The organism is Frankia sp. KB5 (assembly GCF_002099325.1).
In the GTDB taxonomy this organism is placed as follows: Bacteria; Actinomycetota; Actinomycetes; order Frankiales; family Frankiaceae; genus Frankia; species Frankia casuarinae.
On the sequence record NZ_MRUJ01000199.1, the window covers coordinates 1 to 12,188 of the forward strand.

Consider the following 12,188-nt stretch of genomic DNA (forward strand, 5'->3'; position numbering starts at 1 on the left):
CGGCGATGGCGACCTCGGCCTCCACCGGTGCCGCGCGCGACGTCGGTCTGCTCGGCGGCTGATGAGGCGGCGTCCGGGCGGGCCTGGTTCGGACCGGGCCTGGTTCGGACCGGGACGGGTTCAGACCGGGACGGCGGCGGGGGCGGACGACGGCGTCGCGAGCGTCACGGCAAAATCCCCATCGGGATCCGTCCACTGCCGCGCCACCGCCCAGCCCGCCAGCGCAAGCTCCGAGGCGATGCCGTCCAGGGTGAACTTAGCGCTGATCTCGGTGAGGATCTCCTCCCCCGGTTGGAAGTCGACCGTAACGGCGAGGGTCGCGATCGAGACGCGCTGCTCCCGAACGGAACGTAGCCGCATCTCGATCCAGGAGTTCTCGGCGTTCCAGACCGCCACATGCGCGAATCCGCGGATGTCGAAGTCGCCCCCGAGTTCCCGGTTGATCACCGTCAGCACATTGCGGTTGAAAGCGGCGGTGACCCCGGCACCGTCGTCGTACGCGGCGACGAGGCGGTCGACGTCCTTGACGAGGTCCGTTCCCAGTAGTAGGGCGTCGGAGCTCTCGGCCTGCTCGCGCAGCGTACGGAGGAGGTTCTGCCGCTGCGCAGGGCGCAGATTGCCGACCGTGCCGCCGAGGAAGGCGAGCAACCGATGGCCACCTCGGGGCAACTGGTGCAGATGCCGTTCGAAGTCCCCGACCACGGCCGCCACGGAGAGCCCCGGGTAGGTGGTGAGGATTCCGCGACCTGCCCGCACCAGGGCCGCCTCGTCGACATCGAAGGGGATGAAACGGCGGAGGTTGCCGGCCGCCCGCAGCGCGTCGAGCAGCAGCCTGGTCTTGTCGGAGGTTCCCGATCCCAGCTCGACGAGGGTGTCGGCCGGACAGGCAGCCGCGATCTCGTCGGCGTAACTGACCAGGATGGCCCGTTCCCGCCGGGTCGGGTAGTACTCCGCCAACCGGGTGATCTTGTCGAACAGCATGCCGCCGGTGGTGTCGTAGAACCACTTCGGCGGCAGCTCGCGGGGGCTCGCGGTGAGGCCGGCGAGCACGTCGCGGGCCAGCGTGACGGCGCGATCCGACTCGTGCAGGTGGCGGTCGACGGAGAGGCCCGGGAACGGGATCTCCGCCGTGCCGTTCGCGCCCGTCCCCTCAGGGACGGCATCATCCGCTCGGGTGGTTGTCGGAGTCCTTGGTGTCATGGATGTACCCTCCATCAACGTGGTGCAACCCACGGTAACTGATCTAGGAGATCATGTTACGAAGAGTGACTTGATGTGTGTCGGCTACCAGGAGGTGATGGTCCGGAACGTCCACCCAGCCCGGTTCGTCATCGTCTGGTTCGCTTGCGACCAGGACTCCATCCTTCTCCCTCCGGTATGACAGGCTGTCCCGCCAGGCGGTCGCCACGATCTGGGTTCCATCCACCACCAGCAGGTTCAGCCGGGCCCGCTCGCCCGAACCCGCCGCGTCCAGCGACAGCACGACCTCGGCGACCGCCTCGGCGAGTGGACGCTTCCCGGCGTGCTCCCACACCAGCGCGGCGAGCAGCGCGGAGTCGCACGTCGAGTCCGGGACCGGAGCGTCGGGCCGGTCGCGCAGCATCCGCCGGACGGCCACCGGGTCGACCCGGCCGTTGTGGCTGAGCAGCCGGTGGCCGTCGGTGAAGGGAGCCGTCGCKCTTTCTTCGATCGGCATGCCGACGGTGGCGCTACGCACGGCCGCCAGCACGCAGCCGGAGGCGACCGCGCCGGCGATCGAGGCGTACGAGGCGTCCGTCCACATCGGCACGGCCCGGCGGAACCGGGCCGGCGCCGCCCGCAGCGCCGGGGCGTACCAGCCGACTCCGAACCCGTCGGCGTTCACCGTGCCGTGGCGCATCCGCCTCGGCGACCACGACTGGCGCAGCAGGCTGTACGGACGCTCCAAGGTCAGCCCCGCCAGGGTCCGTGGCGTTCCGATCCAGGCGAGGTGCCGGCACACCGAGGTCTCCTTCGCACGCGTGCTCGTTCGTCACCCGGCGTCGCGGGCCAGCCGGAATCCGGCGAAGATCTGCCGGCGGATCGGGTAGTCCCAGTTCCGGAACGTGGCGCGGACGGCGACGGCGTCCGTCGCCCAGCTGCCTCCGCGCAGGACGCGGAAGGACGACTCCCGCCCGGCCTTCGGAAAGAAGACCTCGCTGTACTCCCGGTAGGGGTAAGACACGAAGCCCGGGTACGGCGTGAACCCGCTCGCCGTCCATTCCCAGACGTCCCCGATCATCTGTTCGGCTCCGCAGGGACTCGCGCCCGCGGGATAGGCCCCCAGCGGGGCCGGGCCGCTCGTCCAGTTGCCCAGATTGGCACGCTCCGGAGTCGGATCGGTGTCCCCCCACGGATACCGCCGTGAACGTCCGGTGACCGGGTCGTAGGCGGCGGCCTTCTCCCACTCGGCCTCGGTCGGTAGCCGCCTGCCGGCCCAGCGGGCATGCGCCTCGGCCTCGTACCAGCACACGTGCTGGACCGGCTCGTCGAGGGGAACCGGCTCGACCCGGCCGAACCGGCGGCGCAGCCAGGTGCCGCCCTCGCGCCACCAGAACGCGGGCGCGCTCAGGCCCTCCGTCTGGCGCCATTCCCATCCCGCCGCCGACCAGAGCCGCTCGTCGTCGTATCCGCCGGCGTCGATGAAGGCGATCTGCGCCCGGTTGGAGACGGGGAGGGTGTCGATCCAGAACGCGGGGAGGTGGACGCGGTGGGCGGGACCCTCGTTGTCGAAGGCCCAGGGATGGATACTGGTGCCGAGGGTGAACTCGCCGCCCGGCACGAGGACCTCCGGCCGCGGCACCCGGCGGCCGGGCGGTGGCGCCGCGCCGGGAGCAAGTACCGGCGGTCCCTGGCGGAGCTGGTGCGTGGCGAGCATCGTTTCGTCGTGCATGTGCTCGTGCTGCACGACCATGCCGTAGACGAAGCCGTCGGCGAGCAGTCGTTCCCGCTCCGGTACGGCAGCGGTTTCCGCGCCGGCGCCAGCCATCGGTCCGAACCGGTCGGGTCCGAACCGGTCGAGGAGGTCGAGAGTGCGGCCGCGGACCTCGTGCAGGTACGCCCTGGTCTCGGCGGGGCCGAGCAGGGCCAGCCGGCTGCGGCTCGCGCGGCTGTGCCGGAACGCGTCGTAGATGTCGTCGAGCCCCGGCCGCGTCCCGGTGCCGCCGGCCAGCGCGCGCACCAGCCAGAGATCCTCGTAGTTGCCGACGTGGGCGAGGTCCCAGACCAGCGGGGACATCAGCGGCGAGTGCTGGCGGAGGAGATCCTCCGCGGCGATGTCGGTGTACGTGAGTGAACGCTGGCGTGCGGTCCGCAGGGCGTCGGCGACGGTGTCGGCGGTGATCGGCTTCGCCTCCCGGATCGGCTTCGCATCCTGGTCGGCGGCGGTCTCCCGGTCGGCCGGGGCGGCTGGGGATGCCAGGGATGCCGGGGACCGGGTCAGACGAGTGAGACGCACCGGTGGGCCTCCTCACGCAGCAGACCGGCCGGGCCGATCGCGAGAAGTCGTTCGGTCAGTTCGTCGGCCGGACATCGGCCGCGGTCGAGGTAGCGCCCGGCGAACGACTCGACCGTCTCGGCGAGATCGGTCGCGCCGCCGCGGCGCAGGGCGCTCACGGCCAGGTCGACGCAGCGCACCGCCGCGCGTCGCAGGGGCTCGTCGGCCATGCCGAGCATCGCCGCGGCCGGCCAGCGATGCGCGACGGCCAGGCACGCCTCGAACGCTCCGTCCGCGGCGACCGGGTCGTCAARCAGTACCGTCGGCATCGCGACGGCAGCCTGCCAGCCGTCACCCGGTTGCGCGTCGAGGTAGCGCAGTTCCCACCAGCCACGCGGTCGGACCGGGGGGAACACCGTGGTCGCATGGTAGGAGAGATCCTCGCGGGTCGGGGGACGGGTGACCGGGCCGCGGCCGGCGAGCCAGTCCCCGAAGGTTGAGTCGTCCCGGACCGGGACGAAATGATGATCGTCTTCGGGGTTGCCGGCCCTGGCGGGATTCTCGACCATCATCAGCTTGGCGTCGAGCAGGTACCGCGCCCACAGGTCGACGAGATCGGGCTCGGTGTCCCCGGACCCCGGGGCCGTGAGAGCGGCCGCGACGGGCYGGGTTCGGCTCGCGTCGATGCCGTCCCACACCGCCTGGCGGGTCGACCGCCATCCGGTCCGGCGGCCGGCGTAYGCGGGTGAGGCGGCGAACAGGGYGGTGAGGACCGGGCCGAGAGCGTGGACGAGTTGGAACCGCCGCGCCGCCTCGGCAGGCGAGCCGCCGAGGTCCAGGTTGACCTGGACGGAGGCGGTCGAGTACATCATCACCGTGCCGGACGCCCCGCCCCCGGTCCGGAAATGCTCCTCCATCGCCGCGTATCGGGACGCGGTGGTCTGCCGCATCCCGACGCGCAGGGGATCGACCCCCATGCCGACGAGGGCCAGGCCGTCGACCGCCAGGGCGGAGCGGACCAGGTTCAGATCGGCGGAGCTCGCCCGCACGGCCGCGGTGAGCTCGGCAGGCGGCCCGGACAGCTCCAGTTGGCCGCCGGGCTCGAAGGTGATGCGGCTGCCCCCGGGCAGGACCGGCCCGCCGGGACCCGGGGTGGTCCCGGGAATCCGGGCGAGGGACGCCAGCGTGCGGGCCGGCGGGATCAGACAGTGGACTGCCTGCGTGTCGACGATCAGCCACTCCGTCTCGATGCCGACGCATCCTCCCGGTACCGTCGGGCCACCGTTTCCCCGGGTGTCCTTGYGGTCGTTCCCCCGGATGCCCTTGCGGTCGTTCCCGCGGTCGTTCCCGTAGGCCGCCTCATCGCCTGTCCCGTGGACCGGCGTGACGCAGCCGGCCGCGAAGGCCCATACCTGGTCGGTGTCGATCGCCCGCCGCTGCGGCTGTGAGTGAGGGTGTGGTGGCTGCGGCTCGTCATTCCGGATCCCCTCGGGTGTCACGTGGCGTGGCATCCTGTGGCTCCTCTCCGGCACTGCAACTGTTCGACACCGCGCCCGACGGCGGCCTCCGGTGGGTTCTCCCCTGCGCCGCCGGCCCCCTACCCGGCCGCCGTACCCGGTGTCGCCTCGGCCGTCTCGCCGATGGGTGGTATAGATGTGTTTCCAACGTTCTTCTCCCTCGCATATTCCACGCCCTTGACCCTGTCGCTGTTGTGTATTCGATGGAATGGTGGCCGGGACGGACCGGGACGGACCGGGAGTCGGCAGCGCGCCGTGATTGGCTGACGGCGGAGCCGGTTCCGGACCCGGAGACAACGCCGAGCGCAACGGCGTCGTGACGGCGCCGGGAGGTGGTGACCGCGGACGTGTCCGATCGGCAGTCAGCGGGACGTTCGGCCATGGCCGAGTACCTGCGGCGCAAGCAGCTCTACGTCGCCGAGCGCAGCGATCATAAACGGCGGGCGATGGCCGTCGCCGGGGCCACGGCGGGTGCCGTCACCCTCGTCGTCGCCGTGGTCATCCTCCTGGCCGGGCTGCCCGCGCTCGTGGCCGTGCAGCTCGCGATCATCTCGGCCGTCGTGGTGGTCCTCGTCGCGGCGACCCGGTTTCTCCGGTCCCCGCCGGAGATCGAGGCCTGGCGCGAGGACGCGGAGGCCGAACGCAGCACCGCACGGGCGTTGGACCGTCTGGCCCGGGCCGGCTACACCGTCCTGCACGACCGTGCGCTGGCCGACTCGGCCGGCAATATCGACCATCTCGTCATCGGGCCATCCGGGGCCTGGGTGATCGAGACCGACGCCCATCCGGGACCGATCCGCCAGAACACCGCCGGGGTCTGGGCCGGCAAGGTTCCATTGCGGGCGATGYTGGGGCTGGTCGCGTGGATGGGCGAGGAGGCCACCGCGCAGCTCCTCGCGGAACTGCCGGCGGGCTGGCAGCTGGAGGTCCAGCCGGTCGTAGCCTTCGCCCGCGCGGATCTTCCCGCCGGCTTGGCCCTCGTCGAGGGCGTGCTGTTGCTGCCCACCACCGGGGTGRCCGACTACGTGCTCTCCGCCGGGGTCGTGCTTCGGCCCATCGACGTGGCGATGCTGGTCGACGTGGCCGGGCGGGTGTTCCCGGCCTATGYGGTGTCGGGACCCCCGCCGTCCTGGYCGGCCCGATCCCGGCTGCRTGGCCTGCTGCGGCGTTGATCGGTTCGCAGTGACGTTGATCAGGACGATGCGACCCGGTCCGACCACGGTGCCGGCGGGCGGGATACCGTTGGGTGAAGGTGGCCTACGAAGGAGACGAGATGGTTCGCAAGGTGACCGTGCTGGCTCTACTGGCGAGCGCCGGAGCCGCGCTGACCGCCGTCCGGCGCCGCGGCAGGGGCAAGGAGGAGATCGACCTCTGGCGGGAGGCGACCTCCGCGGCGGGCGCCCCGGCCGGCGGGCGCTGAGGTCCGCGGCAAGGCCGGGCTGCCACCCCGGCCCGAGGTGCCCGAGGTGTCAGCCCGTCAAAGCTTCCAGCTCAGGGCCTCAGAGCTCGACTAGGCCCACGTCGACGACCAGGGTGCCGACCAGCCCGGTCGGGGCGGCGAGGTGCAGCTCGATGTGCGTCTCCGGTACCAAATCCTCGACGACGCGCAGCGGCACGTGGATTGAACCCCGTGCTCCGATCGGGAAGAAGCGCATGGGAATCCCGTTCCGCAGGAGGATCGGGCAGATCAGCTCGTCCGTCGAGTTACCGCCCCGAAAGTAGAGCGGCTGGGCGGTGATGCCGGCTGGGACGACGTAGCTGAACGACGAGCCAAGCGAAATCGGAACATCCAGACCTTTGCCCTCGAAGGGGACAATGCCCTGCAGGAAGCGAGGAGTCGTGAACATCCGCTCATCCTTCCGTCGGGTATCCGTGTRCATGCTTTCCGTATCTTCCTCTGGGTATTTTCGCTCGGAGCTGTTTCCACCGCGTTACGTCRGCCATCGAGGGAGCGTCGGGCGCGGYGTGGATCTCGAGCGTGGAGTGTGCCGACTATAAGGAATCTGCGGGTAAAGACGCTGGCAGAAGGCTTGACCTGGCGTGTGGTGGCGTGGGGAGGCACCGTAGAACCATGACCACCCCGACCTCGTCTCGACCGTCCGACGCCCTCGTTCCCGGCGCGGGAGCCGATGCCGACCCCGGGGCGGGCGTGAGCATCGCTCAGGAGTCGAGCATCGACACGTCGCCRCCGTCCGGTCCMTCCTACCTCCCCTCGGTGGTTCCGCACGATCGGCTCGCCGGATGCGCGGCGGCCCATCGGCGTCTGCTGGAGGTGGCCGGCCGGCTGGACGACGTCGTCGTGCGCCGTCCGTTGGGCCTGCCGGGCTGGACGGTCGGTCATCTGCTCACCCACCTGGCCCGCAACGCGGACGGTCACACCGGCATGGTCGAAGCCGCCCGGGCCGGTGGGATCCGGGCCCAGTATCCCGGGGGCGCGCGGCAGCGGGAGGACGGCATCGCCGCCGGTCGCGATCTGCCCGCCGCGCACGTCCGCGACGACCTGGTGGCCGCGGTGACCCGGCTGGAGCGGGCCTGGGACGGCGTGCAGGTCGACGTCTGGCGCACGGGTCTCGGGCACACCGCCACCTATGGCCTGACGACCCTTGCCGATCTGGTCTTCCTCCGCTGGCGGGAGACCGAGATACACCTCGTCGACCTCGATCTTGCCGATCTCGGCGGTCCCGGCTGGGCGGACCTGAGCCCGGCCTACGTCCAGGCCGAATGGGAGTGGACCCTGCGCGGGCTGCCGGCCCGAGTACCCCCGGAGATCACCGTCGTGCTGGCGCCGGGGGACCGGCCGTCGACCGCCGTCGGTCGCGGGCAGCGGCGCGTGGTCGTCGACGCGCCTACCAGGCCGACGCTGCGCTGGCTCGCCGGCCGGGACCCGGRCCGGCCGGACTGGCCCACCCTCGCCCCCTGGGAATGACCGGCGCTTTCTCGGACTGACCGGCCGGCCGCTCGGTGTCCCGGGTCGGGGGCCGGCGGGACCCGCGACGGGGCGGGCTTCTTCTGAGGTTTCCGGCTAGCGCGACAATGTCTGCCGTGTTGGACAACAGGGACAACTGGGGTGAGGCGGCGCGCGGGCGACGTGGGGATCGCGGCCGGGGCTTTTCATGATCACGATGGCCTTGTTCAACAACAAGGGCGGCGTCGGTAAGACGACCCTCGCCTACCACCTGGCGCACATGCTGCAGCGCATGGGTCACCGGGTGCTCGCGGTCGATCTCGATCCGCAGGCGAACCTGACCGCCCAGTTCCTCGACGAGGACGAGCTGACCCAGCTGTGGGAGGAGCCGGAGGTCACCGCGTCGTCCGCGCCGAAGTCCATCATCGACCTCGACGTGCGCCCGGTTCGGATCGTCCCCGGTACGGGGACGATGGCGACGGCGATCGGGCCAATCATGGAGGGGGTCGGGGACGTCACGCTCTTCGATCCGGTGACGATCGAGGACGGTCTGTGGCTGCTGCCCGGCGACKTCGAGCTGAGCGTCTTCGAGGACCGGCTGTCGGCCGCCTGGCCGAACAGCTTCCTCGGCAAGGACATCGCGGCGCTGCGTACGACGACGGCTTTGCACCGGGTCATCGACCATGGTGCCCGCTCGGTCGGCGCCGAGATCGTGCTCATCGACGTGGGGCCMAATCTGGGGGCCATCAACCGGGCCGCGCTGCTGTCCGCCGACACCGTGCTCATGCCACTGACGGCGGACCTATTCTCGCTGCGAGGGCTGCGCAACCTCGGCCCCACACTGCGGGAGTGGCGTTCCACCTGGCAGGGCATGGTGCTGCCGAAGATTCCCGAGCGTATCTCGGCCCCGCGCGGGCTGATGATGCCGATCGGGTACATCGTGATGCAGCCGCCGACGCGGACCGACCGGCCGGCGAAGGCGCACGACCGGTGGCTCGACCGGATTCCCGAGGTGTTCGCGACCTCGGTGCTCACCAGCGGGAACCCCGGACCGCATGACCGTTCCTTCGAGATCGCCACCCTGGGGCACTACGCGAACCTGATCCCGCTGGCGCACGACGCCCGTAAGCCGATGTTCGAGCTGCGGGCCGGAGACGGCGCACTCGGCGGTACGCAGAGCGCGGTGCGGCGCTGCTACTCCGACTTCCGGGATCTCGCGGTTAAGGTGCGGGAGCGGCTGGCCTTCATCGATCCGACCCTGCGCCGGTCCTGACCGACGGGCCTCGCGGCCGGTGCCGGCACGGCCGTAGYCGTAGCCATCGCTGACGGCGGCGTCGGCGGGCCGGTTATCCACAGGGTGGCGATTGGGGGAGTCGCGGCCCGGTTATCCACAGGGCGCCCGCGGGGCCCGATGGTCGTAGGCGGGCACTGTGATCGCCGGAAGACCGGATCAACCCGAGCATCGGTGTCCCCCTATGGTTCCCGTGCCGGACCAACGTCCGAGGAGACCGTCATGYCGTACGCTTGTGAAGCGCTTCGCCGAGGTGGTCATCGTCGGGTGGTTCCGTCCCGGCCGGAGTGCGTCCCGCGGGGGGCGTAGCTCAATTGGCAGAGCACTGCCTTTGCAAGGCAGGGGTTAGGGGTTCGAGTCCCCTCGTCTCCACCGCGGCTGACCTGCTGGTATCACCGGCAGTGACGCCCTCTTTGATCGTTATGTAGCCAATCGTGTAGCCCAGCCGCTACGAGCGTTCGTCGGAGTCGCCCGAGTCCGGCCGGTCGTCTGGCTCGCCGCCTTGGCCGYCCGCGTCATCGTCAGACGCCGTCATCAGCTTGTCCATCGCGTCGGACGCGGCGCGCAGACGCTCGGGGAGCGCGTGGCCGTAGCGCTCCATGGTCATGCGCATGGTGGCGTGGCCGAGGATCTCCATGACGGTGCGGGGTTCGACGCCGGCCGCCAGGAGGAAGCTGGCGCAGGCGTGGCGGAAGTCGTGGAGCCGAAGCGTGGGAAGGCTCGCCCGCCCACGCAACTGCTGGACGCGGCGCGTCACGTTGCGCGGTTCCATCAGCGTGCCGACCGTGGACGCGAAGACGAGACCGTTCTCCTTCCAGGCCGTGCCCGCGTCCGCGCGCTCCTGCTCTTGATATTTCTGGTGCCGCCGGAGCGCCTCGACCGTCGTTGCCGGAATCGGTACAGGGCGCCGCGAGCCCCGCGTCTTCGTCTCGACCAGGCGGAGCGTGCCAGAAACGCGCTGCGCCGAGCGGACGACGCGCAGGGTCCCCGCGTCGAGGTCGACATCGTCCCAGCGCAGGCCGAGCAGTTCGCCACGGCGTAGGCCCATCGTCAGCGCGACCACGAACAGCGCTTCCAGCCGATCGCCGGCCGCGACGTCGAGGAACCGGCGCGCCTGTTCTACCATCAGCTCCCGCGGTTCCGCGTCGCCGAGCTTGGGTGCCTGGACCGACTTCGCGACGTTCCGGCTCACCAGGTCCATCCGTTCCGCGTCGGTGAGCRCCGCCCGCAGGACCGCGTGAACCTTGGCCAGGCTTGCCGGCTTCATCGAGTCCCGGCGCGCGGCGTGCAGCCGGCGGACGTCAGCCGGGGTGAGCTTGTCCAACCGGATCTTGCCGAGTACCGGCACGATGTGCCCGTCGATCGCGTACTGATAGCGCGCGAGGGTCGACGGCCGCGTGCCGTCATGGGCCTTGATCTCGTCGAGCCAATAGGCCAGCCACTGTGCGACCGTCTGTGGCTTCGCGGCGAGGTCCTGGCCCTTGTCGGCCGCTTTGCGTAGCTCCGCCATCTTGTCACGGGCTTCCTTCTGAGTCCGGCCGTAGACCGTCCGGCGACGCCGCTTGCCGTCGATCCACCCGAGGTCGACGACACCGACCCAGCGGCCGTCGCTGGCCCGCTGGTAAAGCCCACCCTCGCCGTGCGCGCGTCGACTCTTCTTCTGGTCCGCCGCCGCCTGGTTGTCCGGGTCGTTCTTCTTCTCGGCCATCAGTCGGCGTCCAGGGGGTTGCCGTCGGGCCATTCGATGTTGTCGCACCACGCGCAGCCGTAGCGGCTGTCGCTCATGTCGCAGGCGAACTTGTTCTCTCCCTCGGGCTGTGGGTAGAGCCGGCCCTGTCCGGCGCGGGCACGGTCGAGATGCTCCCGGAGAGCCTGTTGCAGACTCATCGTCGGGTGTCCGTCGTGGTTGGTAGGCATGACGAATGCAGCTCCTTGCCGAAAGAAGAACGGGGAAGGCACACGCGGGCCGCAGGTGGCGTCGCCCGGTGCCGGGGGGTTTCCGTTCTCTGGCGCTGGGATGGTCTGCCGGGKCGCCGGCCGCGTCCAGGGCGCTATCGCGTCGCTACGCGATCGGCCTATGGCCGACCCTGGACCCGTCCGACACCCCGGCAGCTTCAAGCGCCACCAGAGAACGGAAGAAAAATGGGGGAGGAGCAGGCAGAACTGCCGTTACGGGAGCGGAACGCTCGCCGCCGCCGGCCCCGCCGAGGGGTTCACAGACGCCGGAAGCGTTGYCGAATCCCCGGGCACCCGCCGGAAGACGAGTACCGCGTTGACGTCGCCGAAGTGCTCCGTGAAGAACGCATCCGCGGGCAGCGTGCCGAGGATCGCCACCAGGTCGCCGACATCGGCCCCGGGACGGACCGTCAGCACGAGCTCCCCGGTGGCCCGGGTGCGCATCGCGATCAGCGGGGACCCGCCATCACCGGGGGTGCGCCACGCGCCGAAGCCGCCAGACGAGAAAATGGGCATGGGTCTCAACTCCTGTGCAGTCAGGATTGGGATCAAGGTTCCGGTGGGTGTTGGCGCACCCACCGGACCGCTACCGCTTACAGTAGGCATGAGCTAATGGCTCGTCAAGTTATGATGTGCCCCATGTCGACGATCAACCTTATGGGCGCGGCGGAGATCGCCCAGATGCTGAACGTGAGTCCGTCGCGGGTTCATCAGATCCTCCGCGACGATCCGACCTTCCCCGATCCGGTGGCCGTGCTGAGCATGGGGAAGGTCTGGAACGCCGAGGACATCGAGCGATGGCATGYCGCGCGCCAGGCGCCACGGCCAGCCAAGGGCCAGGGCCGGACAGGTCAGTGGACGTTGGATGACCTGCACCAGGCTCTTGATCGTTATGAACAGGTGCTCGTGTCCACCGGACGGACGCCGAGCACGATTCAGACGTACATGGACCATCCCCGACGTTTCCTCCGGTGGCTCGCAGGCGACTACGACCCCCTGAGTAGCTGACGGCAACCACTCTCGGGGACGCAGCCACTCTCCGACCTGGCTCGGGCATCGGTCAGG

Annotated in this window: 13 protein-coding genes and 1 tRNA gene; 6 read left to right on the top strand and 8 right to left on the bottom strand. The window is 70.4% G+C overall.

Annotation, left to right across the window (positions count from 1 at the left end; genetic code table 11):
- Positions 1-120: 120 nt before the first annotated feature.
- The 4 genes from egtD to egtA are packed head-to-tail and all read right to left on the bottom strand — an operon-like array spanning position 121 to position 4,965.
- Complete coding sequence (gene egtD, locus KBI5_RS18165) at positions 121-1,200, bottom strand: L-histidine N(alpha)-methyltransferase (protein ID WP_011438868.1); 1,080 nt, start codon at positions 1,198-1,200, stop codon at positions 121-123.
- A gap of 43 nt (positions 1,201-1,243) precedes the next feature.
- Positions 1,244-1,981, bottom strand: coding sequence for an ergothioneine biosynthesis protein EgtC (gene egtC / locus KBI5_RS18170; RefSeq protein ID WP_085015925.1), 738 nt, complete (start codon positions 1,979-1,981; stop codon positions 1,244-1,246).
- A 30-nt stretch (positions 1,982-2,011) separates the two neighbouring features.
- Positions 2,012-3,475 carry an ergothioneine biosynthesis protein EgtB gene (gene egtB / locus KBI5_RS18175; protein ID WP_023839973.1) on the bottom strand — a complete coding sequence of 488 codons (1,464 nt, stop codon included), beginning with the start codon at positions 3,473-3,475 and terminating at the stop codon, positions 2,012-2,014.
- Positions 3,457-4,965: an ergothioneine biosynthesis glutamate--cysteine ligase EgtA gene (gene egtA / locus KBI5_RS18180; protein ID WP_085015933.1), complete on the bottom strand. Its 1,509-nt coding sequence runs from the start codon at positions 4,963-4,965 to the stop codon at positions 3,457-3,459. Before egtA ends, egtB begins: the two co-directional genes overlap by 19 nt.
- A gap of 386 nt (positions 4,966-5,351) precedes the next feature.
- Between egtA and KBI5_RS18185 the strand changes: the two genes are divergently transcribed.
- Positions 5,352-6,143 (top strand): nuclease-related domain-containing protein, encoded by a 792-nt coding sequence (locus KBI5_RS18185; protein ID WP_085015926.1) that lies wholly within the window; start codon positions 5,352-5,354, stop codon positions 6,141-6,143.
- 101 nt (positions 6,144-6,244) lie between these two features.
- Positions 6,245-6,391 carry a DLW-39 family protein gene (locus tag KBI5_RS18190; RefSeq protein WP_035729042.1) on the top strand — a complete coding sequence of 49 codons (147 nt, stop codon included), beginning with the start codon at positions 6,245-6,247 and terminating at the stop codon, positions 6,389-6,391.
- Between the two features lie 79 nt (positions 6,392-6,470).
- Here the strand turns inward: KBI5_RS18190 and KBI5_RS18195 are convergent, their stop codons facing one another.
- The gene (locus tag KBI5_RS18195) at positions 6,471-6,818 is read right to left on the bottom strand and encodes a hypothetical protein (protein ID WP_011438863.1); all 348 of its coding nucleotides are present in this window, start codon (positions 6,816-6,818) and stop codon (positions 6,471-6,473) included.
- 224 nt (positions 6,819-7,042) lie between these two features.
- On the opposite strand from KBI5_RS18195, the gene KBI5_RS18200 reads away from it, so the two are divergent.
- The 3 genes from KBI5_RS18200 (at position 7,043) to KBI5_RS18210 (ending at position 9,539) form a co-directional block, all read left to right on the top strand.
- Positions 7,043-7,897 (top strand): maleylpyruvate isomerase family mycothiol-dependent enzyme, encoded by an 855-nt coding sequence (locus tag KBI5_RS18200; protein ID WP_085015927.1) that lies wholly within the window; start codon positions 7,043-7,045, stop codon positions 7,895-7,897.
- Between the two features lie 187 nt (positions 7,898-8,084).
- On the top strand, positions 8,085-9,149 hold the full coding sequence (locus tag KBI5_RS18205; RefSeq protein ID WP_085015928.1) for a ParA family protein: 1,065 nt from the start codon (positions 8,085-8,087) through the stop codon (positions 9,147-9,149).
- Between the two features lie 317 nt (positions 9,150-9,466).
- Positions 9,467-9,539 (top strand) — tRNA-Ala (locus tag KBI5_RS18210).
- Between the two features lie 76 nt (positions 9,540-9,615).
- On the opposite strand, the gene KBI5_RS18215 is transcribed toward KBI5_RS18210, so the two are convergent.
- The 3 genes from KBI5_RS18215 to KBI5_RS18225 all read right to left on the bottom strand — a co-directional run bounded on the left by KBI5_RS18215 (position 9,616) and on the right by KBI5_RS18225 (position 11,639).
- A complete protein-coding gene (locus tag KBI5_RS18215) occupies positions 9,616-10,875 on the bottom strand; it encodes a tyrosine-type recombinase/integrase (protein WP_085015929.1) in 1,260 nt (419 codons plus the stop codon).
- Complete coding sequence (locus tag KBI5_RS18220; RefSeq protein WP_085015930.1) at positions 10,875-11,084, bottom strand: hypothetical protein; 210 nt, start codon at positions 11,082-11,084, stop codon at positions 10,875-10,877. Before KBI5_RS18220 ends, KBI5_RS18215 begins: the two co-directional genes overlap by 1 nt.
- A gap of 252 nt (positions 11,085-11,336) precedes the next feature.
- Positions 11,337-11,639 carry a hypothetical protein gene (locus KBI5_RS18225; RefSeq protein ID WP_085015931.1) on the bottom strand — a complete coding sequence of 101 codons (303 nt, stop codon included), beginning with the start codon at positions 11,637-11,639 and terminating at the stop codon, positions 11,337-11,339.
- Between the two features lie 123 nt (positions 11,640-11,762).
- On the opposite strand from KBI5_RS18225, the gene KBI5_RS18230 reads away from it, so the two are divergent.
- On the top strand, positions 11,763-12,131 hold the full coding sequence (locus tag KBI5_RS18230) for a hypothetical protein (protein WP_241883003.1): 369 nt from the start codon (positions 11,763-11,765) through the stop codon (positions 12,129-12,131).
- Positions 12,132-12,188: the final 57 nt, after the last annotated feature.